A 25,420-nucleotide genomic window follows, 5' to 3' on the forward strand; every position below is an offset into this window, starting at 1 on the left:
CCCCCGCCGACCGCGGCGCGCGCGTCGCAGGGCTCAACGGCCTGGCCGTGTCCGCGGTCGCGACGATCGCGCTCACGGTGGCCGGCGGTCTCGGCCTCACCTCGGGATTCCTGCTGCTCATCGTCCCGCTGCTCGCCGTGCTCTTCCTCTGGCAGGCGATCTGGAGCGTCATCCTCCGACGCTTCGGCGCCCCGGCCTGGCTCATCGCCCCGGTCGGCGCGCTCGTCGTCGCCTGGCCGCTAGCGACGGCGCTCCCGCTCGTCTGAGTGCAGTGGTAGCCCGGTAGAAGAAAGCGGGCGAGCCCGACACCCTCGGAGCATCCACATTCGAGCCCTGGAGGAGAAAGAGATGGCGCTCCCGAACCGTGACGGCGCTCGCCGCCACTCTGCCATCGGGCAAATCCTGACCGGTCTCCGGCACGGCGCAGTGACCGTGACCGACGACCTGGAGAACACCACCACGTTCGGCTACCTGTTCCCGAACCTGGTCAAGGACGCCGACAAGCACCTACCCGTCGACGACCCGCCCACCGTCGTCGCGAACCTGACCGCGCTCGGCGAGGCGATGGCCGACGTCAACCCGGCGTTCGGCGAGTTCGGTGAGAGCAACGACTCGACGATCCCGGCCGTCTACACGTACCTCGGTCAGTTCGTCGACCACGACCTCACCGCGGCCACCGACCGCGACAACCCGGACGTCGGCACGGTCACCGACGACAACCTGCACCCGGCCGACCCGGACCTCATCGTCCAGAAGCTCCACAACGCCCGCTTCCCGGCGCTGAACCTGGACTCGCTCTACGGCGACGGCCCGACGTTCGATCCGGACGACCCGACCGCGGCCCAGGACTTCTACGACGGCATCAAGCTCAAGGTCGGCCAGGTCCAGAAGCTCGGTCAGAACATCGCCAAGAAGATCCCGCTCGAGGGCGACCTCGACCGCGACCTGCCCCGCACCCCCACCGGCGCCACCCCGGCCGAGAAGCGCGTGGCCCGCATCGGCGACGGCCGCAACGACGAGAACCTGATCATCGCCCAGCTGCACGTCGCGTTCCTGCGCTTCCACAACGCGGTCGTCGCCCAGGTCCGCGCCGGTTCCGGCCCGGAAGCCACCGACGAGGACGTGTTCACCGAGGCGCAGCGGCTGGTCCGCTGGCACTACCAGTGGATCGTCCTGCACGACTACCTGCCGACGATCGCGCTGCCCGGCGTCGTCGACAAGGTGCTGTCCGACCCGGCCAACCTGCTGGTGACCGCGGTCGGCCAGCGCGGCGACGACGAGCCGACGTTCATGCCGCTGGAGTTCGCGACGGCCGGCTTCCGGTTCGGGCACAGCATGGTCCGCGCGGTGTACGACTTCAACCGCAACTTCGGGCGCGGTGCGGCGGCCGGCGCGACCTTCGCCCAGCTGTTCCAGTTCACCGGCACCGGCGGCTTCCTTCCGGCGGCGACCGCGACGAAGCTCCCGTCGAACTGGATCGTCGAGTGGGACCGGTTCACCGAGTTCGACCCGCGGTTCCCCGACCGGTTCTCCCGGCGGATCGACACGAACCTCGCCGACCCGCTGTTCGACATGAAGAACCAGATCGCCGGCATCGACCCGCCGCCGTCGCCGACGGTGGCCCACGTCCTCAAGCACCTGGCTGTGCGCAACCTCCGGCGCGGGTACCTGCTGTCGCTGCCCACCGGCCAGGCGGTCGCAGCCGAGCTCGGCCTCGACGCGCTCACCGAGGACGAGCTGCTGCACGACACGACCAGCAAGGTCGCGGTCGCGCTGCAGAAGGGCGGCTTCCTCGAGCGGACCCCGCTCTGGTTCTACCTGCTCAAGGAGGCCGAGGTCCGGGCCGGCGGCAACTCGCTGGGCGAGGTGGGCAGCACGATCGTCGCCCAGACGCTCGTCGGCCAGCTGCGCCTCGACCCGGGCTCGTACCTCAACGTCCAGCCCGGCTGGGTGCCGGAGGACGGCGTCCGGCTGTCCGACGGCCGGGGCGTCCGCACGATCAAGGACCTGTTCCGGGTGGCCGGCGTCTTCCCGGTCCGGCCGTAGTTCCCGCCACTGTGCCGTCCGTCAGGACGGACGGCACAGGTCGGCGACGGCCCGCGCGAACTCCTCCGGCGCCTCCTGGGGCACGTTGTGCTCCGCGTCCAGCACCCGGTAGTCCACCAACGACGAGAACTTCCGCTCGTGCGCGCTGCGCGGCTGGGGCGGGCGCACGGTGTCGTGCTCCCCGTCCAGAACGATCGTGGGGACGTCGATCCGCGGCAGTTTCGCGATCGCGTCCTCGGTGGCCGCGTACGCGGGGTCCCCGTCGACGAGGCCGAACCGGTGCCGGTAGGAGTGCACGACGACGTCGACGTAGTCGGCGTTGTCGAACGACGGCGCGGTGGCCGCGAACTCGGCGTCGGTGAACGACCAGGTCGGCGACCACTCGCTCCACAGCAGCCGGGCGTACTCGGCGCGGTACCGGGTCAGCCCGCGGACCCCGCGCTCGCCGTGCAGGTAGTACTGGTACCAGAGCCGCCGCTCCGACGCCGGATGCGTCGGGGCGTCCGACCCGGCGATGTCCTGGACGTTGTAGCCGTTCGCGGTGACCAGCCCGCGCACCCGGTCCGGCCACAGCGCGGCGACCAGGCAGGCCGCGCGCCCGCCCCAGTCGTACCCGGCCACCACCGGCCGGTCGAGCCCGAGGGCGTCGATCAGCGTCAGCAGGTCGTGGGCCAGCGCGGCCTGCTGACCCGAGCGGACGGTCCCGGCGTCGAGGAACCGGGTCGGCCCGTAGCCCCGCAGGTAGGGCACGATCACGTCGGCCTCGGGGAGCGTCACCCGGTCGAACGACCGCACGTCGTACGGGAAGCCGTGCAGCAGGACCACCGGCGGGCCGTCCGGGTCGCCGCGCCGTTCGTAGGCGACGTCGAGGACTCCGGCGCGGACGTGGTGCAGAGGGTCGGTCACTCAACTACTCAACCGCATCAGGCTCTCCGCCGTCGCCAGGATCGCCTCCTCCGGAGGCCGCGGGTTCCAGCCCAGCTCGGTGCGGATCCGCGCGATCCGCAGCTGCTTCGGCGTCACGTCCGGCCCGTCGGCCTCGGCCGCCGGGAGCCGGTCGGCGAGCTCCGGGTACCGGTCGCGGAGGATCCGCGCGATCTCCAGGTAGCTCGCCTGCGCGCCGAGGTACGGATCGTCCGGCGCGGCCGCCGTCGCCAGGTAGCGCCGGCCGGCCGCGGCCGGCGCGGTCATCGCGCGCACGTGCGCGTCGGCCACGTCCCGCACGTCGACGATCCCGAACGACGACTTGGGGACGGTCGGGAGCGCGCCCTGGAGCATCGCCGCGACCATGCCGACCGACGCCGAGAGCGACGGGTGCAGGGCCGGCCCGAAGATGCCGGTCGGGTTGATCACGACGAGTTCGAGCCCGTCGTCGTGCGCGTAGTCCCAGGCCGCGCGTTCGGCGATCGTCTTCGAGCGGACGTAGGCGGGCAGGTCGTCGGCCGGGTCGGTCCAGTCGGACTCGTCGTAGGGGCGTCCGACCGGCGGGGCGCTGTACCCGATCGCCGCGAACGAGGACGTCATCACGGCCCGCCGGGCCTTCCGGGCGGCTCGGAGCACCCGGAGCGCCCCGTCCCGGGCCGGGACGATCACGTCGTCCGGGTTCTCGGGCTCACGCGCCGGGAACGGGGACGCGACGTGCAGCACGTACTCGCAGCCGTCGACCGCGCGCTCCCATCCGTCGTCCGAGAGGAGGTTCGCTTCGACGACGTCGACGTCGTGGTCGAACGTGGGGGACCGGTCGAGGGACCGGACCGTCGTCCGCACGCGGTGGCCGTCTTCCCGCAGGCGGGCGATGGTGTGTGACCCGAGGAACCCGGTGCCGCCGGTGACCAGGACGTCGGCCATCAGCGCAGCTCCCCGGTGACCGCGATGGTCTCGTCGATGGCGGCCTGCTCGGCGGCCACGTCGCCGCGCTCGCGGGCGGCCCAGAGCCGGACCTTGGCGTCGAGGTAGCGCCGGCGGACCTGCAGCCGCTCGATCTCGTCGGCCAGCCGGGCCGAGTGACGCTCGAACAGCTCGCGCTGGTGGCTCGGGTCGGTCATGCCGCGCAGGTAGGCGCGCATGTCGTCGATGCCCATCCCGGCCGTGCGCAGGCAGGCCAGGGCCTCGATCGTGTCGACGGTGCCGTCGTCGTAGCGGCGGTGGCCGCTCTGCGGATCGCGCGGGACCGGGGCGATCAGCCCGATGCGTTCGTAGTACCGGAGGGTCGCCTCGGGGAGCCCGCTGCGCCGGGTGACCTCCTGGATCGATGTCATGCTCCTACTCTGCAAAACCTGAAGTGCTTCAGGTCAAGAGCGACGAGGGAGCCGGATGCGCGCTCGCCCAAGTTCGCCCGCCTGCGCTGCCGCGGGCGGAGGCGGCCAGACCCCGCGCCGCCCGGGGCTTCGATCCGTCGGCGCGGCGGCCGCACCAGGTGCAGAACGGCCCGGCCTGGGTTGGCCCTAACGGTTGGTGCGGCCGAGGTCGACGGGGAGCTGGATGCCGGTGACGTGGCGGGCCTCGTCGGACGCGATCCACGCGACCGCGGCCGCGATGTCGTCGGCCTGACTGATGCCGTCCGGCAGCGACCCCATGTACAGCGGCCCGAGCGCCGGGTTGGCGCCGATCAGGTCGTTGATCTCAGTCATCGCCAACCCGGTCTGCACGCCGTACGGATGCACCGAGTTGACCCGGATCCGGTACTCGGCCAGCTCGTTGGCCAGCGTCTTCGACAGCCCGGTGACGCCGTGCTTGGCCGACACGTAGTCGGCCAGGAACGGCAGCCCGACGAGCCCGGCGACCGAGCTCGTGAACGTGATCGACCCGCCGGTGGCCTGCTCGATCATCGTCGGGATGGCGGCCTTCGCGGTGTGGAACGCACCGGTCAGGTTGATGTCGATCGTGGTCTTCCAGTGCTCGGCGTCGATCTCCCAGGCCCGCGCACCGGTCGTCATGCCCGCGTTGGCGATCACCACGTCGAGCCGGCCGAGTTCGGCGACCCCGGCGTCCACCGTGGCCTTCACCGCGTCGTAGTCGCGGGTGTCGGCCTGGCGGGCCACGATCCGCCGGTCCAGCTTCTCGACCAGCCGGACGGTCTCGGCCAGGTCCTCGGGCGTCGACCCGGCGTAGGTGGTGGTCGGGATGTCGGCGCAGAGGTCGAGCGCGATGATGTCCGCGCCCTCGGCGGCCAGGCGCAGCGCCTCGGCCCGGCCCTGCCCGCGGGCGGCGCCGGTGATGAACGCGACCTTGCCGACGAAACGCCGGGCGATCGGGGTGTTCGGGACCGGCGCGGCCGGAATCTCCGTCATAGGACTCTCCTTGTGACCAGCACTAAATCGCTTTAGCGGACGCTACCCTAGAGCCATGCCGCGCACGAGGGTCACGCTGAAGGACGTCGCCCGCCTCAGCGGTGTCTCGCCGGCCACCGCGAGCTTCGTGCTCAACCAGGTGCCCGGGCAGACGATCCCGGCGGCCACCCAGGCCCGGGTGCGGCAGGCCGCCGACGAGCTGGGTTACGTCCCGCACGGCATCGCCCGGGCGCTGCGCGAGGGCACGTCCCGGATCGTGATCCTCAACGTCGGGCGGCTACCGCGCCGCTCCACGCTGGAGAGCTTCGTCGACGGGCTGGACGCCGAGCTCACCCGGCTCGACCACACGCTGCTGGTCCGGTACGGCGGATCGCTCAGCCGGGCCGTCGGCGCGGCGGCGCCCCGGGCCGTGCTCGACCTGGCCGGCCTGTACGCGAGCGAGGACCCGGACGCGCTGGACGGCGGCTGGATCGCCGGACTGGCCGCGCACACGCTGACCCAGATCGCCCATCTCGCGCGCACCGGCCACACCGCGATCGGGTTCGCGGTGCCCGAGGATCCCCGCGTCGCCCGGCTGGCCGAGCTGCGGTCGGCGCAGGCCCGGACGGCGGCGGCCGGCCTCGGCCTGGCCGAGCCGGTCACGTTCCCGGTCGGCGAGTCGGCCGTCGCCGGCCTGGCCGCGCTGCGCGCCGGCCATCCCGAGATCACCGCGGTAGCGGCCTTCGACGACGACGTCGCGATCCGCCTCCTCGCCGCCGCCCGCGAGCTGGACGTACCGGTGCCCGGTCGGCTCGCGGTGATCGGCTTCGACGACGCCGACTACGGGGCACTGTGGACCCCGGCGCTGACCACGGTCCGGATCGACGGCGCCGCCTACGGCCGCTGCGCCGCCCGGGTAGCCCTCGGCCTCCCGCCGGGTTCCCTACCCCCCGACGCGGCGGTCGTCGTCGAGCGCCAGTCGGCATAGCCCGGCCGATCGACGCGAAACCGGGGTTGTGAGGCACCCCGAAGCCCCGATTACCGGCCAATCCGCGGGTCAGGGCAGCGGGCTGACCGGCGCGAGCCACAGGCCCACCAGCGCGTCGGTCAGGCCGGACGCGGCGGACGACCAGCCGACCCAGGGGCCGTGCCCGCCCTCGGCCAGCACCCGTTCGCACTCGGCGAGCAGGTCGACGATGAGCAACCGGGTCATGTAGTTGCGCTGCAGCCGCACCTCGAGCGGCAGCGGGGGCGAGCAGCGGTTGAGGCCGTCGAGCACGTCGGTGAGGATCGGGTCCTCGAGCGCCTCGGACGTGACCAGGTCGCGATAGGCCGGGTCGGCCATCAGCTGCGCGCTGAAGCGGGCGAACCACGTCGGGGCGCCGAGTGACTCCAGGTAGTCGGTGGCGGGCCGGACCCAGCAGCTGATCCAGTCGCGGGGGTCCTCCGAGCCGCGGATGCTCTCCACCAGCGCCCGGCGTCGCTCGATCACCGGGCCGTGGTGCCTGCGGAGGATCGCCCGGACCAGGTCGGTCTTCGTGCCGAAGTGGTAGTTCACCGCCGCGTTGTTGCCCTGACCGGCCGCTTCGCTCACCTGACGGTTCGACACCACGGTGAGCCCGCGCTCGGCGAACAGGCGCTCGGCCGCGTCGAGGATCGCCTCGCGCGTCGCCGTCGCTCTGGTCGTCTCCATCCGGCCATCTCCTCGCTGTGGCTCACGACACCTGCGGCCAGCTTGACGCTTGTATCAAGCAACCGATTACATGTGGGTAGTCAAGCAGGTGATTTAAACACTCTCACTAAGGCGCAGTCGTGCAAACATCCGAACGGTCCGAGCGGACGAATCTCGTCGTGGCCGTGCTGGCCGCGGCGGGCATCTCGGTCTCGCTGATGCAGACCCTGGTCATCCCGTTGATCCCGGAGCTGCCGAAGCTCCTGCACGCCGCCCCGAGCGACGCCGCCTGGGCCATCACCGCGACGCTGCTGGCCGCGGCGGTCGCGACCCCGGTCGTCGGCCGGCTCGGCGACATGATCGGCAAGCGCACGATGCTGCTGTTCAGCGTCGTCCTGATGATCGTCGGGTCGGTGATCGGGGCGCTGAGCGACAGCCTGACGCCGATGATCGTCGGACGCGCCCTGCAGGGCGCGGCGGCGGGCGTGATCCCGCTGGGCATCAGCCTGATGCGGGACACCGTCCCGGCCGAGCGTCTCGGCTCGGCGACCGCGCTGATGAGCGCGTCGCTCGGCATCGGCGGCGCGCTCGGGCTGCCGGCGGCCGCGCTGCTGGCCGACCACGCCGACTGGCACGCGCTGTTCTGGGTGTCGGCCGCGGTCGGCGCGCTGGTCGGCCTGCTGGTGCTGGCGTTCGTGCCGCACTCGACCGTGCGCACCGGCGGTCGCTTCGACTACGTGGGGGCCGTGGGACTGTCCGCCGCACTGATCTCCCTGCTGCTCGCGATCTCCAAGGGCGGCGACTGGGGCTGGACCAGCGGTCTGACGATCGGGCTGTTCGTCGTCGCGGTCGTCGTCGTGCTGGCCTGGGGCTTTTACGAGCTGCGCACCACTCAGCCGCTGGTCGACCTGCGGACGACGGCCCGGCGCCAGGTGCTGCTGACGAACCTCGCGTCGATCGGGATCGGCTTCGCGATGTTCGCGATGTCGCTGGTCATTCCGACGCTCCTGCAGCTGCCGACCGCGACCGGGTACGGGCTGGGCAAGAGCATGCTGACCGTCGGCCTGGTGATGGCGCCGTCCGGCCTGGTGATGCTGGTCGCGGCCCCGCTGGCGGCCCGGGTCGCCCGGGTGCGCGGCTTCAAGCTGACGCTGATCATCGGCGCGGTGATCATCGCCGCCGGGTACGGGTTCGACGCGCTGTTCATGGACGCGATCTGGCAGCTGGTGCTCGGCACCTGCATCATCGGCGCGGGCGTCGGCTTCGCCTACGGCTCGATGCCGGCCCTGGTGATGGCGGCCGTGCCGGTCTCCGAGACCGCGGCCGCGAACAGCCTGTCGACGCTGATGCGCTCGCTCGGGACGTCGTTCGCGAGCGCCGTCGGCGGGGCGATCATCGCGAACATGACCGTGGCGCTCGGGCCGGTGTCGGTGCCGTCGCAGAACGCGTTCCGGGTCGTGCTGCTGCTCGCGTCGGGCGCGGCCCTCGTCGGCGCGCTGATCGCGGTGTTCATCCCGCGGCACACGCGTCCGACGCCGGACGCGGCGATCCCGGCCGAGGAGGCCGACGGCCTCGAGGCCGCCGTCGCGCACTGACCTCGTCGACGACGACGGGGCGTCCCGTCGTTGTTTGAACCATTCCAGAGACGGACAGGAGACGAACGTAGGCAGACGATCCCAATCGACGACGTGAGGAGTCTGCGTATGACCAAGCCCACCACTACGGACGCGGGGATTCCCGTCGCCAGCGACGAGCATTCGCTGACGGTCGGGCCCAACGGTCCGCTGCTGCTCCAGGACCACTACCTGATCGAGCAGATGGCGAACTTCAACCGGGAACGCATTCCGGAGCGCCAGCCCCACGCCAAGGGCGGCGGGGCGTTCGGGTCGTTCGAGGTGACGCAGGACGTCAGCGCGTTCACCCGGGCCGCGGTGTTCCAGCCCGGCGCGTCGACCGACGTCCTGATCCGGTTCTCGACGGTCGCGGGAGAGCGGGGCAGCCCCGACACCTGGCGCGACCCGCGCGGGTTCGCGGTGAAGTTCTACACCAGCGAGGGCAACCTCGACATCGTCGGCAACAACACGCCGGTGTTCTTCGTCCGCGACCCGATGAAGTTCCAGCACTTCATCCGCTCGCAGAAGCGCCGGGTCGACAACAACCTGCGCGACCACGACATGCAGTGGGACTTCTGGACGCTGTCGCCGGAGTCGGCCCACCAGGTGACCTGGCTGATGGGGGACCGGGGCATCCCGCGGACCTGGCGCCACATGAACGGCTACTCCAGCCACACGTACATGTGGATCAACGCGGCCGGCGAGAAGTTCTGGGTGAAGTACCACTTCAAGACCGACCAGGGCGTGGAGTGCTTCACGCAGGACGAGGCTGACCAGATGGCCGCGATCGACACCGACTACCACCAGCGTGACCTGTTCGAGCACATCCGGGACGGGGAGTTCCCGAGCTGGACGCTGAAGATGCAGATCATGCCGTTCGAGGACGCGAAGACCTACCGGTTCAACCCGTTCGACCTCACGAAGGTGTGGCCGCACGCCGACTACCCCCTGCAGGGCGTCGGCCGTCTCACCCTCAACCGCAACGTGAGTGACTACCACACGGAAATGGAGCAGGCCGCGTTCGAGCCGAACAACGTCGTGGCCGGCACCGGGCTCTCGCCGGACAAGATGCTGCTCGCCCGGGGCTTCAGCTACTCCGACGCCCACCGGGCTCGGTTGGGCGTCAACTACCGGCAGATCCCGGTGAACTCGCCTCACGTCGAGACGCACGCGTACTCGAAGGACGGCGCGATGCGGATCCACAACAGCAAGGATCCGATCTACGCGCCGAACTCCTACGGCGGCCCGGCCGCCGACCCGGCCCTGACCGACGACGGCGGCACCTGGTACGCCGACGGCGACCTCGTGCGCAGCGCGTACACGCTGCGCCCGGAGGACGACGACTGGGGCCAGGCCGGGACGATGGTCCGGGACGTGCTGTCGGACGACGAGCGGGCGCGGCTGGTGGACAACATCGTCGGCCACCTGCTCAACGGGGTGAGCGAGCCGGTGCTGGTGCGCGCGTTCGAGTACTGGCACAACGTCGACAAGGGCCTGGGAGACCGGGTCGAGGCCGGCGTGCGGGCCAAGCAGTCGGAGAAGGACCCGAAGGCGGCGGACCAGGGCAACCCGGCCCGGTCCAGCGCCCAGGCCAAGGCGTAAGCCCACCGCGCGACGCCCCCGCAGCTGCGGGGGCGTCGTCGCGCGTCCGGCGTCAGCAGTCGGATTCGGCCTCGAGGCAGACCTGGACGGCCGGAGGGCCGTCGCACGGGCCGGTCTCGGCGGTTGGGCCGGCGCACGCGTCGCCCGGCGTGGCGCACGGGTCGGTGGCGGCGCGGGCGGCGGCGTCGCCGCCGGCGAAGCGTTCGGCGGCGGCGGCGAAGGCCGGCAGGTCCTCGGGCGTCACGTGCGCGAGCAGATGACGACGGACGCTCGCCAGGTGGGTGGGCCAGGCGGTCTCGAGACGGGCCAGGCCGGCGTCGGTGAGCACGGCGGTCCAGCCGCGGCCGTCGTCGCAGGCTCGTACCCGCTCGACCGCCCCGGTGCCCTCGAGCCGCGACACGATGCGGGACATCCCGCTCAGCGAGAGCGCGCAGCGGGCGGCCAGCTCGGTCATCCGGAGCCGCCGGTTCGGGGCCTCCGACAGCTGCATGAGCGCCGAGTACTCGCTCAGTGACATGCCCTGCTCACGCAGCAGGTCGGCGTCGAACACGCGCGGGACCGTGAGGATCGCCCGGCCGAAGGCGCGGACGAACGCCTCCTCGGACGGGTCGAGCGGCACGGGCGCGTCGGTCGTCACGTGAGGAATACTACTGCGACGGAGTGGTTGCTTGACAAAGCAAGTACTTCCAGATTTGCTTGAAGCGGCAAGTAAACCGACCCCTCAGCAGGAGACAACGCGTCATGACCCGTATCGGGATCATCCTGGGCAGCACCCGTCCCAACCGCAACGGCGAGCAGGTCGCCAAGTGGGTGCTCGACATCGCCTCGCAGCGTGGGGACGCCGAGTACGAGCTGGTCGATCTGCGTGACTTCCCGCTGCCGCACCTCGACGAGCCCATCCCGCCGTCGGCCGGGCAGTACCAGAACGACCACACCAAGGAGTGGGCCGCGAAGATCGCGTCGTTCGACGGCTACGTCTTCGTCACTCCGGAGTACAACCACAGCGTCTCGGGCGTCCTGAAGAACGCGATCGACTACCTCTACGCGGAGTGGAACAACAAGGCCGCCGGCGTCGTGTCCTACGGCGCGGTCGGTGGTGCGCGCGCGGCCGAGCAGCTGCGGCTCATCCTCGGCGAGCTCCAGATCGCCGACGTCCGCCAGCAGGTGACGGTCTCGCTGCTCACCGAGTTCGAGAACTTCAGCGTGTTCAAGCCGACCGACTACCTGGCCCAGGCGCTGGGCACCCTGCTCGACCAGACGGTGGCCTGGAGCAACGCGCTCGAGGCGGTCCGCACGCCGGCCGCGGTCGGAGCCTGATCACTCCCCAGCACTCCGCCCGGCCGGGAACGGCCGGTGCGGAGGACTGCGGGCAGCTGCCGGTCGAGAACGGCGAGTTCGTCCGGCGGATTCTGGACACGGTCGGAGGCCGGTGGCCCCTGCTCGTGCTCGCGCATCTGGACGGCGGCCCGCGTCGGTACCGCGAGCTGGAGCAGGTGCTGACCGGGATCTCGCAGCGCATGCTCACGCTCACGTTGCACCGGCTGGGGGAGGACGGCCTGATCAGCCGGGCCTCGTTCGCCGAGATGCCGCCGCGGGTCGAGTACTCCCTGACGCCGCTGGGAAAGTCGCTTCTCGACGCGGCGGCCGGGCTGGTGCGCTGGGTGTCCGACCACCATTCGGCTATTGATCGGGCGCGCCGACCCGGACGATGATCTTGCCGCGGAAGTGGCCGTGCTCATTCATTTTCTGGGCCTCGGCGAGTTCGCGGAGCGGAAATTCGGCGGCGATCTCCGTGGCGAATTCGTTCGCGGCGGCCCGAGGGAGTACGTCGCGGAACGAGTCGGCGAACAATTCGAGCGGGCCCGGCCCCATCGTGATCGGGACGCCCAGTGCCGGGGCGTCGAGATCCACGACGGTGAGGATTCTGTTGGCCGGGACCAGCGGAAGGATCCGGCGGACGAATCCGCGGCCACCGCAGTCGAGCGCCCGATCGACGCCGTCCGGAGCGACGGTGGCGAGCTGGTCGAGCATCGCGTCGCCGTATTCGATCGGGGTCGCGCCGAGCCGGCGGAGGTAGGCGTGGTTCTCCGGCCGCGCGGTGCCGACGACTTTCGTTCCGGACCCGGCGAGGAGCTGGACGGCGGCGCTGCCCACCGCGCCGGCGGCCCCGTTGACCAGCACTGTTTCCCCTGCGCTGACGGCGAGCTCGGCCAACGCCCGGCGAGCCGTCTCGACGCCCTGCGGGATCGTCACGGCGTTCCGCAGCGGTAATTCGTCGGGCACGATCGCGACCCGATTCGGCGTGGTGAGCACGTACTCGGCGTCGCCGCCGCCGCGCACGAACCCGGCCACCCGGTCGCCGACGCGGAAGTCGTGGTCGCCGTCTCCGACGTGGTCGACGATTCCGGAGATCTCGTTCCCGAGAATCACCGGGAAGTTCTGGGGGAGGATGTCGGCCAGGAGGCCGGAACGGATCTTCCATTCGATGGCATTGAGAGCCACGTAGGCGACGCGGATGCGGATTTCGCCGGGGCCGGGTGTGGGGGTGGGGATCTCGGTGTATTCGAGGACGTCGTGATCGCCGTAGCGGGAAATGACTTGAGCGAACATGGGCGCAATGATGCATCGCATTTCGATCGCCTACAAAACGCACATCGATGTTCGTTCGGAGTGTTCCAGTAGGGTGACCCGCGGCGTCTCCCGTGAGGCCGTCCGCCGCTCGGAGCTCGCCAGGCCGGCCGCCAGCACCTCGAGCAGCACGGTCGCCCCGACGGTGGCCACGAGCGGGCGCCGTGCCAGCCCCCGGCCGAGCGCGGCCCACCGACGCGGCTCCGGCCCGGAGTGGCCGAAGACCGGGATGCGCGGCCAGAACACCCGGCGTCCGAGCAGCACCAGCAGCGCCGCCACCACGAGACCGGTGATCAGCAGCAACGTCCCGTCGATCCCGTCGAACACCGCGTCGAGGTCGGCGCCGAGCGCAGCCGGTCCGGTGACCGCGACGGTCAGACCGGCCGGATGGTCGGCCACCAACGCGCGGGCCTTCGGCACCGCGTCTCCGCCCGGCCGGCCGACCGGAACGCGCACCACCATCGCGGTTCCGTCTGTCGAGATCTGGACGCTCCGCGGCGAGCCGCCCGGCGGGTCGACGCTCTGCGGCGGGCCGCTGGCGAACTCGGCGGTCAGAGTGCGGAGGTGCCGCTCGGCGGCCGCCCGGTCGGACGCCGTGACCCCGCCGTCCCGGTGGTACACCACCTGGAGGTCCTCGTCCGGAGGCGTCGGCAGGCTGTCCCTCCAGGCGGCGACCGTGACCCACGGACCGTAGCGGTCGGCGATCTTCACGGGTTCTCTCCGGTCGGAGCGGGATGCGACGCACCGAAGCGTCGCCCCCGACCCGGTGCCGGGTCGTCGGCGCGGAGCGGTCAGTCCGCCGTACTCCCGGAGGAGTACGAGGCCCCCCGGAACTGCGGCCGGCCGGCTGACCGCCGCCACTTCGCCTGATTCGCACGACAGAGCTCATCCGAACTCCTCGGCGCGAACTTCGTGAACCTCGGTCAGGGCCCGGCCGGCGGGGGCCGAGAACACGTCCGCGAGATCGGACCCCCGTGGCATCTCGGTCAAGACCGAACGGCAGAACTCTTCCAACACATCCAGGAACTCGCGGACCGCGTCATCGGGGCGCAGGAAGGCGGAAGTCAGCGACTGGCGCCCGCCGAGGGCGTCGGACAAGGCTTTGACATCGAGCGCATCCGAGCTCCGCAATCGCGCCCAATCGAACGGCTCGTTGCCGGCTTCGAGCCTCGCCGCATCGATCTCACTCTCGGTCTCGGAAACCTCTCGCCGAAATCGGTCGATGAGTAGCCGAACCTCTCCGGGCGCCGGAAAACGGAGTTCATTGGCGGGCGAGACGATGCCCACCTTATCGGTGGCGAGACGCTGTGTTTTGCGGCCGCCGAGGTAACTGATCAACAACCGCACCTGGTAGGCCAAGCGGTCGTCACCGGGCATGGCGTGGTCGAACAGCGTTCCGCCCCCGTGCGGTTCTACTTCGGCCCTGATGACGAATCGGTCGGACTCGCCGGCTTTCAACTCGTGAGACAGGTTCAGCCCGTCGGACCCTCGAACAGCGCGCTCCAAGGGGTGCGGAGCGGCCTTCGCGCCGGCGAACGATCGACCGACCGCCTTCTCCGGACTCGGCAGCAAAACCGTGTAGTGGGCGGACGGAGGGAGGAGAGCTGCACCGCTCCTGTCGTCCTTCGCGACCGGCGGCCGAACGTGCGTGAACCGGCGGGCCCAGACGACCTCCACATCGCAGCCGACGATGAGCGCCGTGCCGGTTCCGGAATTGACGAGACGGACGTCTATCGTCGGCGGCGTTTGGCCGAAAGTCCCCTGCGGGGTGTCGATCCCGCTCACATCGAGGTGCGGATATCCGTCGACGCGGAGGCCATTGGTACGAACGACTGGCCTGATCTTCGGTCTGCGATACCGATTCACGTACCAGGTGATTCCGCTTCCCAGAAGCGCAGCTAAGACAGCGGCCAGAGCGATCCAATTCGCTGCGTGCACCGTTCAACCGTAGTCCTGATCGTCAATGAGGCGGGGTCGTCAGTGGCGCCGAACTACGGAATTGCCGCCGCCGGGCTCAGCCGCCCAGGGATCGCTCCAGTTCCCGCTTGAGCAGCTTCCCGGTCGCCGAGTACGGCAGCGCGTCGACGAACCGGACGTGGGCGGGCACCTTGTAAGGCGCCAGGGTCAGCCCCACCCACTCCCGGACCTCCCGCGCGCTGAGCGACGACACGACCACCGCCAGCACCTCCTGGCCCAGATCGTCGTGCGGCACCCCGATCACCGCCGCGTCCAGGATCGCCGGATGCTCGGACAGCCGGTTCTCGATCTCGATCGGGTAGATGTTCTCGCCGCCGCGGATGATCATGTCGCGCAACCGCGACTCCAGCTGCAGCATGCCGCCGAGGATCCGGCCGTAGTCGCCGGTGCGGTACCAGCCGTCGGCGTCGAGCACCGCCGCGGTCGCGGCCGGGTCGCCCCAGTAGCCCAGGAACCCGCTCGGGCAGCGGATCGCGATCTCGCCGACCTCGTCGCCCTCGGAGAGCACCCGCACCTCGGACGTCGGCGTCGCGTACCCGATCGACTGCGGGTTGTCCACCAGCAGCTCACCGGCGATGTTGGTGCCCTGCCCGCAGGTCTCGCTCATCCCGAACCCCATGGCCGGCCGCGCCCCGGGGATCACCGACCCCAGCAGCGCGGCCAGCTCGGACGACATCGGCGCGCCGCCGAACCCGATCGTCCGCAGGGTGCTCACGTCGTAGGAGGCCAGAGCCGGATGGCGCAGCAGCCGCAGCAGCTGCGTCGGCACCCCCGACCACTGCGTGACCCCGTACCGCGCGGTCAGCGACAGATGGACCAGCGGGTCCCAGCGCCCGCGCGGCGGGAACACCATCGTCATCCCGTTGAACGGGCCGCCGGCCAGCAGCGGTCCGATCCCGGAGATGTGGAAGAACGGCCCTACCAGCAGCGAGACCGGCGGCGACGAGGGCGTCTCCCGGCCGGCCAGCAGCGCGTCGGCGGCCCCGCGGAACTGCGAGTCCTGGGCGAAGTTGACCAGGCCCCGGTGGGTGATCGTCGCGCCCTTCGGGCGCCCGGTCGTCCCGCTGGTGAACAGGATCGCGACCGGATCGTCCTCGCCGAGCTCCGGGTCCAGCGGTGCGGCGGCCCGTCCGAGCTGCGAGAACACCTCGCCGAAGGTGACGGTCGGCAGGCCCGGGTCCTCGGTCAGGCGGTCGAGCTGCCTCGGCTCGCCCACGAGCACCCGTGGCTGCGCCACGGCCAGGCCGTGACGCATCTCCGCGCCGGTCCACCAGCCGTTCAGACCGACGCTGATCGCGCCCAGCCAGGCCACCGCCCACAGCGTCAGCGCGTACTCCAGGCTGTTCGGTCCGACGACCGCGACCCGGTCGCCCCGCCCCACCCCGTAGACGTCCCGCAGGACGGCGGCCACCGCCGGGATCCGGTCGACGGCCTCCTTGTAGGTCAGCTGCCGGTCCGGAAACACCAGATACGGACGGTCGGAGTGCTGCTCGGCCGCGGCCAGCAGCACTGCGGGAAGATGGGGGTGACGACGCGCGAACACCGTCATCGGCACCCCGCGCACGTCGTCGCGGACGAGCTCGAACGGGCTGTCGGGCGCGAGCAGCCCGGATCTCAGGTCGGCGGGGAATCGGTCGAGGTCGTTCGCGAGCAGCGCCATTGCTGGTCCTTCCGAGGGGAGCGGGGAGGACGACCAATGGTTATCGACAATATTGAAACCGAAGTCTATTTTCAATGGCGAAACACCGGGCGCACGAAGGAGCGGCATGGCCATCGCGTTGACCGAGGAGCAGCAGGAACTCAGCGCCGCCGTCGAGGGATTCGTGGCGCGGTACGCGTCGCGCACCCGCGCGGACCTGGACTCGTTCGCGGCCGGCGAGCGGCCCGACCACTGGCGCGCGCTGGTCGCGCAGGGCCTGCACGCCGTGCACCTCCCGGAGTCCCACGGCGGCCAGGGCGGCGGCCTCGGCGACCTCGCGGTCGTCCTCGACGCGGTCGGCCGCGGCCTGCTCCCGGGCCCGTTCGTCCCGACGGTGCTGACGTCGGCCGTGGTGTCGCGCACGCCCGAAGGCCCGGCCCGCGACGACCTGCTCGACCTGCTCGTCCGCGGGGCGATGGCCGCGCTGGTCCAGCCCGGGAGCAACCTCACCGCGACCCCGTCGGCCGGCGGCTGGGTGCTCGGTGGGCAGTCCGCGCCGGTCCTCGGCCTGCTCGCCGCCGACGTCCTCGTGGTGGGCGCGGAGACCGGCAGCGGAACGGTCTGGCTGCGGCTCGACCCGGACGCCGACGGCGTCGAGCGGGTCGCCGAGGAGGGCGTCGACCTGACCCGGGACATCGGACGCCTGTACCTGGACGAGGTCGCGGTGCCGGCCGGCGCCGAACTGGGCGAGCTCGCCGACGTGCGTCACCTGGTCACCGCGCTGTCCGCGGCCGAGACCGCCGGGGTGATGTCGTGGTGCGTCCGCTCGGTCGTCGAGTACGCGCAGGTGCGTGAGCAGTTCGGCCGGCCGATCGGATCGTTCCAGGCGGTCAAGCACAAGACCGCGCGGCTGTTCGTCGCGGCCGAGCTCGCCGCCGCCGCGGCCTGGGACGCCGTCCGCAGCCTCGACCAGGACGCCGACCAGCAACGGCTCGCGGTCGGCAGCGCGGCCGTCGTCGCGCTGGGCCGGGCCGTGGACGCGTGCCTCGAAGCCGTGACGCTGTTCGGCGGCATCGGCTTCACCTGGGAGCACGACGTCCACCTGTACTGGCGGCGGGCGATGAGCCTGGCCGCGCTGACCGGCCCGCCCGGCACCTGGCTGGCCGACCTAGGCGAGGCCGCGCTCGATCACCGGCGGTCGGCGAGCGTCGTGCTGGCCGACGAGGACTCGGACTTCCGCCGAGCGATCGGCGCCACGATCGACACCGCTCTCGACCTCCCGGAGGACGGCAACGCCCGGCGCCGGTTCCTCGCCGACGCCGGGCTGATCTCCCCGCACTGGCCCGCGCCGTACGGTCTCGGCGCCACCCCGGCCCAGCAGCTCACGATCGCCGAGGAGTTCGCCCGCAGGAGCTACACCCCGCCGAGCACGGTCATCGGCGAGTGGGCGATGCCGACGATCCTCGCCCACGGCACCCCCGAGCAGGCCGAACGCTTCGCCGGCCCGACGCTGCGCGGCGAGCTCGTCTGGTGCCAGCTGTTCAGCGAGCCCGGCGCGGGCTCCGACCTGGCCGGCCTGTCCACGAAAGCCGTCAAGGTCGACGGCGGCTGGCGGCTGGACGGGCAGAAGGTCTGGAACTCCGGCGCCCACCAGGCCGACTGGGGGATCTGCCTGGCCCGCACCGACCCGGACGCTCCCAAGCACAAGGGCATCAGCTACTTCCTCGTCGACATGCGCGCCGACGGCGTCGACGTGCGCCCGCTGCGGCAGGCCACCGGAGCGTCGGAATTCAACGAGGTGTTCCTGACCGGGGTGTTCGTCCCCGACGACGGTGTCGTCGGCGCGCCCGGCGACGGGTGGCGGCTGACGATGACGACGCTCGGGAACGAGCGGACCTCGATCTCTTCGACGCTGGGAAGCCGCGACGAGGAGCCGCTCCGCGACCTGATCACCAAGAACCTCTACGCGGGCAGCCGGTCGGACGCGATCGCCGCCCTGGGCCGGACCGCCGCCTACGGGAACGCGCTCGGCGCGCTGACGCTCCGGGAGACACTGCGCCGGCTGGCCGGGCAGCAGCCCGGCGCGGGAGCCAGCGTCGCCAAGGTGGCCAGTGCCCAGCTGCACCGGGACGCGGCCGACCAGACGTTCGCGCTCGGCGGGCCGGAGGCCGCCGTGCGCAGCGGCGGGCCGGCCGACGTGGCCCGGCTGGAGCTCGGCGCGCCCGCCCAGCTGATCGGGGGCGGAACGGTGGAGATCCAGCTCAACGTCATCGCCGAGCGCGTGCTGAAGCTACCCCGCGGCTGACCCGCCGGGGTGACGAGTAGAAGGAGACTCCGAGTACCGTTCATCCAGTAATCCGAACAAAGGGCGGTTGGAGTGGCGGAGCAGACGCAGTCCCCGGCCGGCGGGCTCTCGATCGAGGGCATGCCCGCCTGGCAGCTCGCGCGCCGCGAGAAGATCGTCCTGGCCGGCCTGCACCTGCTCGAGTCGCAGGAGTACGACCGCATCCAGATCCGGGACGTCGCGGCCGAGGCCGGCGTCGCGCTGGGGACGCTCTACCGGTACTTCTCGTCCAAGGAGCACCTGTACGCGGCGGTGCTGATGGAGTGGTCGGCGCTCGGCAAGTCGGTCGAGCGCCGGTCGAGCAAGGGCAGCCCGGAGCAGCACCTGCGGTCCCGGATCCGCGGGGTCATCAAGGCGTTCGAGCGGCAGCCGCAGTTCTACAAGGTGCAGGTGCTGCTCCAGAGCAGCACCGACCCGAATGCGAAGACGCTGCTCAACGACTTCGGCGAGGCCGCCCAGGTGAGCCTGGTCTCCGACTTCGCCGCGCTCGGCCCGCAGCGCGCCGAGGACGCGGCGACGATGATGTGGGCGATCATCAGCTCGATGCTGACCCAGTCGATCTACCACGGCGTCCCCATGCGCGAGGTCTACCGCATCGCCGACGGGTTCCTCGACCTACTCGTGCCCGATCTGGGGTAGCACCACGACCCGGCGCAGGTAGGCCCGGAGCTTGGGCTCGGTCGACGTCCGGGGCGTGTCGTACATGAGCAGCGACAGCAGCCAGCGGACCAGCGTCTCGGTGATCTCGTCGAGGTGCGGCTCCAGCCGCGGGTCGTAGTCGACGATCGGCGCGAGGATCGCCCTGGTCATCGCCAGCGCCTCCTCGGTGAGCTGCTGGTCGACGGCCCACGGGTCGGTGCGGGCGTGGCTGATCGGGTAGAACGCCGGCTCCTTCCGGAATTCCCGCCGGGCGACGACCAGCGCCTCCACCGCGAACTCGGCCGCGGTCCTGGCCCGGCGCCGGGCCGAGGCCACCACCCGCCCGGCCACGTCGGCGGCGGTGCGTTCCATCGCCGCCCCGACCAGCGCGTCCCGGGTCTCGAAGTACGCGTAGACGGTCGGCCGGGAGACGCCCGCGCGCAGGGCGATCGCGCTGATCGAGGCCCGCTCGATGCCGTGCTGCCGGATGCAGGTGACGGCCGCGTCGACGATCGCCGTGTGCACCGACGACCCCGGGGGAGCCGCCCGTGCGGTCTCAGAGCGATACACCGTGCGGTGCGCTCGGGGTGAACGTCACCGGCAGGCCCTCGTACCCGCTGACGAACGACGCCGGCCGCAGGTCCGGCTCGTCGGGGGACGCCAGCGAGAGGTCGGGGAGCCGGTCGAGCAACGCGGTGAAGATCGACGTCAACTCGAGCCGGGCCAGCGAGTTGCCCAGGCAGAAGTGCGCGCCGACGCCGAACGCGAGGTGGTTGTTCGGGGTCCGGGTGATGTCGAAGCGAAACGGGTCCTCGAACACCTCGGCGTCGCGGTTGGCGCTCGGGTACAGCAGGAGCAGCTTCTGGCCCTGCTTCAGGGCCTTTCCCCGGAAGGTGACGTCCCGGGTCACGGTCCGGGCCATGTTCCGGATCGGGCTCACCCAGCGCAGCATCTCCTCGATCGCACCCGGCAGCAGCGATCGGTCGGCCCTTAGCCGTTCCCACTGCGACCGGTCACGCAGCAGCTGGTACAGGCCGCCGGTGATCACGTGGCGGGTCGTCTCGTCGCCGCCGATCAGCAGTAGCAGCGAATCGAAGTACAGCGCCTCGTCGTCCAGCCCGTGCCCGTCCACCGACGCCCGCACGAGAACGCCGATCAGGTCGTCGCCGCCGTTCTCCCGGCGGTCGGTCAGGACGCCGGTGATGTACTCGCCGTACTCGGCCGCGGCGACGAACATCTTCTCCTGGAGCGCGGCGTCGTCGGGGGTGCCCTGGCCCCGCATCATGTCGTCCGACCAGCGCAGCAGCCGGTCGTACTGGTCCTCGCGCACCCCCAGCTGGTCGCCGATGACGATCAGCGGCAGCCAGGCGGCCAGGTCCCAGACGAAGTCGCAGGCCCCGCGTTCACAGACGCGATCGATCAGCGCGTGGGTGATCTGATCGATCCGGGCCCGCTGATCGGCGACCCGCCGGGGCGTGAACCCCTTGCTGACCAGCCGCCGTCGCTGCAGGTGCTGCGGGTCGTCGAGGTCGATCATCATCGGGGTCGGGTCCTGGTCGGGCCGGATCCCGCCGGCGCTGGAGAACAGCTCCGGGTGCAGCGACACCTCCCGGACGTCGGCGTACCGGGTGATGCCCCAGACCTGGCCGTGCGGGTCCCAGTACACCGGGTCGTTCTCGCGCAGCCAGGTGAGCGCCGAGTGCGGGTCGGCGCCCCAGAAGGCGCCGACCGTCAGCCGAGGCTGATCAACCGTGGTCAAGGTCGATCACCCCGCGGATGTTCACCCCGGCGTGCATGTCCTTGTAGCCCTCGTTGATCGTGTCGAGCGTGTACCGGTTGGTGATCATCTCGTCGAGCATCAGCTGGCCGGACTGGTAGAGCCGGAGCAGCGTCGGGATCTCCTTGCGGCCGTTCGCCGCGCCGAACAGCGTCCCGCGCAGTTCCTTCTGCCAGATCGTCAGCTCGAACAGCGACATCGTGACCTGGGTGTCCTCCATCGGGGACACCGCGGTGACCACGACCCGGCCGCCCTTGGAGACCAGCGACATCAGCCCGGCGATCTCGTCGCCCCGGGCGATGCCGACCGTGTAGATCGCCGCGTCGGCCATCATCCCGCCCGGGGTGATCTCCTTGAGCAGCTCGACGGCGTCGGCGACGCTGGCCGCGGTGTGCGTGGCCCCGAACGTCTTGGCCTGGTCACGCTTGAACTCGACCGGGTCGACCGCGAGGATCTGCTCGGCCCCGGCGATCCGCGCGCCCTGCACCGCGGCCGCGCCGACCCCGCCGATACCGACGACGACGACGGTCTCGCCCGGCTGAACTTTCGCCGTGTTGACGGCCGAGCCGTAGCCGGTCGTCACCCCGCAGCCGACCAGCGCGGCCGCATCCAGCGGGATGTCGTCCGGGATCTTCACCAGCGAGTGCTCGTTCATCACCGCGTACTGGCTGAACGTCGACAGGAAGCACATCGTGAAGACGTCCTGCCCGCGGGCGTGCAGCCGGGTGGTGCCGTCCAGGCCGATGCCCATCATCAGCGTGCCGCCGACGTCGCACAGGTTCGAGCGGCCCTGCGCGCACCAGCGGCACTGACCGCAGGCCGGGATGAACATCGGCACGACGTGGTCGCCCGGCTTCAGCGCGGTGACGCCCTCACCGACCTCCTCGACGATGCCCGCTCCCTCGTGGCCGCCGACCATCGGCAGGATCGTCGGCATGTCTCCGGTGACCGCGTGGTCGTCGGAGTGGCACATGCCGGTGTGGATCAGCTTGACCAGCACCTCGCCCGCCTTCGGCGGGTCGAGGTCGATCTCTTCCACGCTCCACGGCTGGTTCCGGTCCCACAGCACCGCTGCCCTGGTCTTCATTTGGCGCTCCAGCCACTCGGGAGGTTGACGGACTGGTACTCGATGTAGGCCGCGAGCCCTTCGGGCCCGAGCTCCCGGCCGAGGCCGGACTCCTTGAACCCGCCGAACGGCGCGCAGTTCTCCAACATGAACGTGTTGACGTTGAACGTCCCGGTCCGGACGCGACGGGCGACGTCGAGCCCGGCGTCCGGGTCCTCGGTCCACACCGAGCCGGAGAGCCCGTAGCGGGAGTCGTTGGCGATCTTCACCGCGTCGTCGACGTCGCCGTACGGGATCACCGACAGGACCGGGCCGAAGATCTCCTCCTGCGCGATCGTCATCGAGTTGTCGACGTCGGTGAAGACCGTCGGTTCCACGTACCAGCCGCGGTCGAAGCCCTTGGGCCGGCCGCCGCCGAGCGCCACGGTCGCGCCCTCCTTCTTGCCCGCGGCTAGGTAGCCCTCGACGCGCTCGCGCTGGGTAGCGCTGACCAGCGGCCCGATGTGGGTGTCCTCGCCCAGCGGGTCGCCGACGACCTGCGCCGAGACCTGGTCGACGAGCGCGTCGACGACCTCGCGGTAGCGCTCGCGGGGGGCCAGGATGCGGGTCTGCGCGACGCACGCCTGCCCGTTGTTCATCAGCCCGACGTTGATCACCTGCGGCAACGCCGTCGCCAGGTCGACGTCGGGAAGGAGGACGGCGGCCGACTTGCCGCCGAGCTCCAGCGTCACCCGGCGGAGGTTCTCGCCGCAGAGGCTCGCGATCCGGCGGCCGGCCGCGGTGCTGCCGGTGAAGCTGACCTTGTCGATCCCCGGGTGCGTCACCAGGTACTCGCCGACCGCCCGGTCGGCCGGAACGATGTTGACGACGCCGGCCGGGAGGCCGGCCGCCTCGATCGCCTCGCCCAGCATCTGCCCGGAGATCGGGCTCGCCGGCGCCGGTTTGAGGACGACCGTGCAGCCCGCGGCCAGCGCCGGGGCCAGCTTCAACATGCTGACGTAGAGCGGGACGTTCCACGGCACGATCGCCGCGACCACCCCGACCGGGGCCCGCCGGACGACGGTCGGGCCGAGCAGACCGGCGCGGGTCTCCTCCCACTGGGTCTCGCGAGTCAGGCCGGCGTAGAAGTCCAGTGCCATCGTGGCCGCGAGCACCTGGCCGAAGCGCGAGAACTGGATCGGCGAGCCCATCTCGGTGCTGATCGTCCGGGCGAAGTCTTCGAGCTTCTCGTTGATGATCCCGGAGAGCCGGGCCATCGCGTCGGCGCGCTCCTCCGGGGTGGACCGCGGCCAGGGTCCTTCGTCGAAGGCCTTCCGGGCCGCGGCGACCGCTGCGTCGACGTCCGCCTTCTGCGCTTCCGGCACGCGCCCGACGATCTCTTCCGACGAGGGGGAGATGACGTCGAACGCGCTGGTGTCAGACGGGGCGACCCACTCGCCGCCGATGAAGAACGAGTCGTACGTGAGCATAAGAAGAGCCCTCTTCCGATTTCGGGTGGGCGGGCGGGGGGTGTAGGGCCGGAGCTCCTCAATTGACGCGGCGGTCGGATCCGGCCCAGTACTTGGCGCGGAGAGCCTTCTTGTCGGACTTGCCGACGGGGGTGAGCGGTAGCGACTCGGCGATGTCGACGGACTTGGGCGCGTGGATCGGGCCTTTCGCCTCACGGACCAGCGCGATCAAGGCGGCGACGTCGATCTCGGCGCCCGGGCGGGGCACGACGACGGCCTTGACGGCCTCGCCCCACTTCTCGTCCGGAACCCCGATCACCGCGGCCGCCGAGACGTCGGGGTGCGTGGTGAGCACGTCCTCGACCTCGCGCGGGAACACGTTGAACCCGCCGGAGACGATCATGTCCTTGGTGCGGTCGACGATCGTCCAGTAGCCGTCGTCGTCCTCGCGGGCGACGTCGCCGGTGTGCAGCCAGCCGCCCCGGAACGCCTCCTCGGTCTGTTCCGGCAGCTTGTGATACCCGGCCATGACCAGCGGGCCCTGGACGCAGATCTCGCCGGCCTCACCCCGGGGCACCGGCTCGCAGTTCTCGTCGAGCAGGGCGGCGCGCACCCAGGGCACCGGGCGGCCGCAGGTGGCCAGCCGGTCGGGCGTGTGCTCCTCCTTGCGGAGCACGGTGATCGTCATCGGGGCCTCGTTCTGCCCGTAGAACTGGAAGAACACCGGGCCGAACCGGTCGATGGCCTGCTGCAGCCGGGCCGGCGACGCGGCCGAGGCGCCGTAGAAGACCGTGTCCAGGCTGGACGTGTCGGTCGTGGCCAGGTCGGGGTGGTCGAGGATCGCGTACAACATCGCCGGCACGATCATCGTCGCCGTGATCTTGTGTTCCTCAACGGCGGCGAGCCACCCACCGGGCGTGAATCCGGGCAGCACGACGAACGAGCCGCCGCGCAGCAGCACCGGGATCGTGAACGCGGCCGCCGCGTGCGAGAGCGGCGCGGCGATCAGGAACCGGATGTCGTCCGGCCACTGCCACTCGGCCATCTGGATCCGGGTCAGCTCGGCGCCGCCCCGGTACGTGCTGAGCACGCCCTTCGGCCGGCCGGTGGTGCCGCCGGTGAACGACATCGAGGAGAGCGACCCGGAGTCGACCTTGGGCGGCTCGAGCGGGCCGGGCGTGTACTGCGCGGCCAGCGCGATCAGGTCCTCGCCGAGGTCGGACGGGCCGAGCGAGAGCAGCCGCCGGAGCCGGGGCGCCCTCTTGGCCACCTCGGCGACGTGCTCGGAGAGCGCCGGATCGAACACCAGCGTGTCGATCTCCGCGTTCTCCAGGACGTACGCGTGGTCGTCGGCCGACCCGAGCGGGTGCAGCGGCGTGCCGCGGCAGCCGGTCATCATCGAGGCCCCGGTGGCGAACAGGACCTCGGGCTTGTTGCGGGACAGGACCGAGATGCCGTCGCCGGGGCCGAGCCCGACGGCCCGGTACACCTGGGACCAGGTGCTGATCGCCTCGCGGTAGCCGCGGTAGGTGATCGTCTCGCCGTCCACGAAGACGGCCGGACGATCGTCGTAACGGGACAGTGCGTGGACCAACAAGTCCGGCATGAGGGGCGGTGTGTGCAACATCGTCGTCGACATGAGCGCCTCGCCGTAGCAGGGGAGCGAGCCGTAGCAGATTTACACATCCGCTCTCCAGTGA

General features: G+C 71.1%; 23 protein-coding genes and 1 pseudogene. 9 read left to right on the top strand and 15 right to left on the bottom strand.

Going from position 1 to position 25,420, the window contains the following annotated elements; genetic code table 11:
* Positions 1–266 (top strand): annotated as a pseudogene (locus tag FL583_RS40340) (dienelactone hydrolase); the annotation flags it as partial.
* Positions 267–432: 166 nt separating this feature from the next.
* Positions 433–2,046: a peroxidase family protein gene (locus FL583_RS25795; protein ID WP_170323867.1), complete on the top strand. Its 1,614-nt coding sequence runs from the start codon at positions 433–435 to the stop codon at positions 2,044–2,046.
* A gap of 21 nt (positions 2,047–2,067) precedes the next feature.
* Here the strand turns inward: FL583_RS25795 and FL583_RS25800 are convergent, their stop codons facing one another.
* The 4 genes from FL583_RS25800 to FL583_RS25815 all read right to left on the bottom strand — a co-directional run bounded on the left by FL583_RS25800 (position 2,068) and on the right by FL583_RS25815 (position 5,336).
* Positions 2,068–2,952, bottom strand: a complete 885-nt coding sequence (locus tag FL583_RS25800; RefSeq protein ID WP_142707414.1) for an alpha/beta fold hydrolase — start codon at positions 2,950–2,952, stop codon at positions 2,068–2,070.
* Positions 2,953–3,894: an NAD-dependent epimerase/dehydratase family protein gene (locus FL583_RS25805; protein ID WP_142707415.1), complete on the bottom strand. Its 942-nt coding sequence runs from the start codon at positions 3,892–3,894 to the stop codon at positions 2,953–2,955.
* A complete protein-coding gene (locus tag FL583_RS25810; RefSeq protein WP_142707416.1) occupies positions 3,894–4,304 on the bottom strand; it encodes a MerR family transcriptional regulator in 411 nt (136 codons plus the stop codon). The genes FL583_RS25805 and FL583_RS25810 overlap by 1 nt, the downstream gene beginning before the upstream one ends.
* A 186-nt stretch (positions 4,305–4,490) precedes the next feature.
* Entirely contained in the window at positions 4,491–5,336 is an 846-nt protein-coding gene (locus tag FL583_RS25815) for a mycofactocin-coupled SDR family oxidoreductase (RefSeq protein WP_142707417.1), read from the bottom strand.
* A 55-nt stretch (positions 5,337–5,391) separates the two neighbouring features.
* On the opposite strand from FL583_RS25815, the gene FL583_RS25820 reads away from it, so the two are divergent.
* Entirely contained in the window at positions 5,392–6,303 is a 912-nt protein-coding gene (locus tag FL583_RS25820) for a LacI family DNA-binding transcriptional regulator (protein ID WP_142707418.1), read from the top strand.
* A 69-nt stretch (positions 6,304–6,372) separates the two neighbouring features.
* Here the strand turns inward: FL583_RS25820 and FL583_RS25825 are convergent, their stop codons facing one another.
* Positions 6,373–7,008 carry a TetR/AcrR family transcriptional regulator gene (locus FL583_RS25825; protein ID WP_142707419.1) on the bottom strand — a complete coding sequence of 212 codons (636 nt, stop codon included), beginning with the start codon at positions 7,006–7,008 and terminating at the stop codon, positions 6,373–6,375.
* A gap of 119 nt (positions 7,009–7,127) precedes the next feature.
* Between FL583_RS25825 and FL583_RS25830 the strand changes: the two genes are divergently transcribed.
* Positions 7,128–8,582, top strand: coding sequence for an MFS transporter (locus FL583_RS25830; protein WP_205752460.1), 1,455 nt, complete (start codon positions 7,128–7,130; stop codon positions 8,580–8,582).
* A gap of 108 nt (positions 8,583–8,690) precedes the next feature.
* A complete protein-coding gene (locus FL583_RS25835; protein ID WP_142707420.1) occupies positions 8,691–10,202 on the top strand; it encodes a catalase in 1,512 nt (503 codons plus the stop codon).
* Positions 10,203–10,254: 52 nt separating this feature from the next.
* Here the strand turns inward: FL583_RS25835 and FL583_RS25840 are convergent, their stop codons facing one another.
* On the bottom strand, positions 10,255–10,839 hold the full coding sequence (locus tag FL583_RS25840; RefSeq protein WP_170323868.1) for a MarR family winged helix-turn-helix transcriptional regulator: 585 nt from the start codon (positions 10,837–10,839) through the stop codon (positions 10,255–10,257).
* A gap of 104 nt (positions 10,840–10,943) precedes the next feature.
* On the opposite strand from FL583_RS25840, the gene FL583_RS25845 reads away from it, so the two are divergent.
* Positions 10,944–11,519 (top strand): NADPH-dependent FMN reductase, encoded by a 576-nt coding sequence (locus FL583_RS25845; RefSeq protein WP_142707421.1) that lies wholly within the window; start codon positions 10,944–10,946, stop codon positions 11,517–11,519.
* Between the two features lie 92 nt (positions 11,520–11,611).
* Positions 11,612–11,914 (top strand): winged helix-turn-helix transcriptional regulator, encoded by a 303-nt coding sequence (locus tag FL583_RS25850; protein WP_276611639.1) that lies wholly within the window; start codon positions 11,612–11,614, stop codon positions 11,912–11,914.
* Here the strand turns inward: FL583_RS25850 and FL583_RS25855 are convergent.
* From FL583_RS25855 to FL583_RS25870, 4 genes are all read right to left on the bottom strand, one after another.
* A complete protein-coding gene (locus FL583_RS25855) occupies positions 11,883–12,812 on the bottom strand; it encodes an NADP-dependent oxidoreductase (protein WP_170323869.1) in 930 nt (309 codons plus the stop codon). The genes FL583_RS25850 and FL583_RS25855 overlap by 32 nt on opposite strands.
* A 30-nt stretch (positions 12,813–12,842) precedes the next feature.
* Complete coding sequence (locus FL583_RS25860) at positions 12,843–13,541, bottom strand: MMPL family transporter (protein WP_142707423.1); 699 nt, start codon at positions 13,539–13,541, stop codon at positions 12,843–12,845.
* Between the two features lie 174 nt (positions 13,542–13,715).
* Positions 13,716–14,615, bottom strand: a complete 900-nt coding sequence (locus tag FL583_RS25865) for a hypothetical protein (protein WP_142707424.1) — start codon at positions 14,613–14,615, stop codon at positions 13,716–13,718.
* A gap of 229 nt (positions 14,616–14,844) precedes the next feature.
* Positions 14,845–16,467, bottom strand: coding sequence for a class I adenylate-forming enzyme family protein (locus FL583_RS25870; RefSeq protein WP_205752462.1), 1,623 nt, complete (start codon positions 16,465–16,467; stop codon positions 14,845–14,847).
* 106 nt (positions 16,468–16,573) lie between these two features.
* Here FL583_RS25870 and FL583_RS25875 point away from each other — a divergent pair, with 106 nt between their 5' ends.
* Both FL583_RS25875 and FL583_RS25880 read left to right on the top strand, forming a co-directional pair.
* A complete protein-coding gene (locus FL583_RS25875; RefSeq protein WP_142707425.1) occupies positions 16,574–18,751 on the top strand; it encodes an acyl-CoA dehydrogenase family protein in 2,178 nt (725 codons plus the stop codon).
* A 72-nt stretch (positions 18,752–18,823) separates the two neighbouring features.
* The gene (locus FL583_RS25880) at positions 18,824–19,429 is read left to right on the top strand and encodes a TetR/AcrR family transcriptional regulator (protein ID WP_240746805.1); all 606 of its coding nucleotides are present in this window, start codon (positions 18,824–18,826) and stop codon (positions 19,427–19,429) included.
* Here FL583_RS25880 and FL583_RS25885 read toward each other — a convergent pair.
* From FL583_RS25885 to FL583_RS25905, 5 genes are read right to left on the bottom strand one after another with little or no spacing between them, the layout of a single operon-like run.
* Positions 19,406–19,999, bottom strand: a complete 594-nt coding sequence (locus FL583_RS25885; protein ID WP_142707426.1) for a TetR/AcrR family transcriptional regulator — start codon at positions 19,997–19,999, stop codon at positions 19,406–19,408. The genes FL583_RS25880 and FL583_RS25885 overlap by 24 nt on opposite strands.
* Positions 19,986–21,188, bottom strand: coding sequence for a cytochrome P450 (locus tag FL583_RS25890; RefSeq protein ID WP_142707427.1), 1,203 nt, complete (start codon positions 21,186–21,188; stop codon positions 19,986–19,988). The genes FL583_RS25885 and FL583_RS25890 overlap by 14 nt, the downstream gene beginning before the upstream one ends.
* A complete protein-coding gene (locus FL583_RS25895) occupies positions 21,175–22,293 on the bottom strand; it encodes an NDMA-dependent alcohol dehydrogenase (RefSeq protein WP_142707428.1) in 1,119 nt (372 codons plus the stop codon). Before FL583_RS25895 ends, FL583_RS25890 begins: the two co-directional genes overlap by 14 nt.
* Positions 22,290–23,741 carry an aldehyde dehydrogenase gene (locus FL583_RS25900; protein ID WP_142707429.1) on the bottom strand — a complete coding sequence of 484 codons (1,452 nt, stop codon included), beginning with the start codon at positions 23,739–23,741 and terminating at the stop codon, positions 22,290–22,292. The genes FL583_RS25895 and FL583_RS25900 overlap by 4 nt, the downstream gene beginning before the upstream one ends.
* Positions 23,742–23,799: 58 nt before the next feature.
* On the bottom strand, positions 23,800–25,326 hold the full coding sequence (locus FL583_RS25905) for an AMP-binding protein (protein WP_240746806.1): 1,527 nt from the start codon (positions 25,324–25,326) through the stop codon (positions 23,800–23,802).
* Positions 25,327–25,420 lie beyond the last annotated feature (94 nt).

The organism is Cryptosporangium phraense, assembly GCF_006912135.1.
Classification (GTDB): domain Bacteria; phylum Actinomycetota; class Actinomycetes; order Mycobacteriales; family Cryptosporangiaceae; genus Cryptosporangium; species Cryptosporangium phraense.

Coding starts and splice junctions, on each gene's coding strand:
- FL583_RS25805 (WP_142707415.1), bottom strand. CDS start 3,894: ATGGCCGACGTCCTGGTCACCGGCGGCACCGGGTTCCTCGGGTCACAC.
- FL583_RS25810 (WP_142707416.1), bottom strand. CDS start 4,304: ATGACATCGATCCAGGAGGTCACCCGGCGCAGCGGGCTCCCCGAGGCG.
- FL583_RS25815 (WP_142707417.1), bottom strand. CDS start 5,336: ATGACGGAGATTCCGGCCGCGCCGGTCCCGAACACCCCGATCGCCCGG.
- FL583_RS25820 (WP_142707418.1), top strand. CDS start 5,392: ATGCCGCGCACGAGGGTCACGCTGAAGGACGTCGCCCGCCTCAGCGGT.
- FL583_RS25825 (WP_142707419.1), bottom strand. CDS start 7,008: ATGGAGACGACCAGAGCGACGGCGACGCGCGAGGCGATCCTCGACGCG.
- FL583_RS25835 (WP_142707420.1), top strand. CDS start 8,691: ATGACCAAGCCCACCACTACGGACGCGGGGATTCCCGTCGCCAGCGAC.
- FL583_RS25845 (WP_142707421.1), top strand. CDS start 10,944: ATGACCCGTATCGGGATCATCCTGGGCAGCACCCGTCCCAACCGCAAC.
- FL583_RS25855 (WP_170323869.1), bottom strand. CDS start 12,812: ATGTTCGCTCAAGTCATTTCCCGCTACGGCGATCACGACGTCCTCGAA.
- FL583_RS25870 (WP_205752462.1), bottom strand. CDS start 16,467: ATGGCGCTGCTCGCGAACGACCTCGACCGATTCCCCGCCGACCTGAGA.
- FL583_RS25875 (WP_142707425.1), top strand. CDS start 16,574: ATGGCCATCGCGTTGACCGAGGAGCAGCAGGAACTCAGCGCCGCCGTC.
- FL583_RS25895 (WP_142707428.1), bottom strand. CDS start 22,293: ATGAAGACCAGGGCAGCGGTGCTGTGGGACCGGAACCAGCCGTGGAGC.
- FL583_RS25900 (WP_142707429.1), bottom strand. CDS start 23,741: ATGCTCACGTACGACTCGTTCTTCATCGGCGGCGAGTGGGTCGCCCCG.
- FL583_RS25905 (WP_240746806.1), bottom strand. CDS start 25,326: ATGCCGGACTTGTTGGTCCACGCACTGTCCCGTTACGACGATCGTCCG.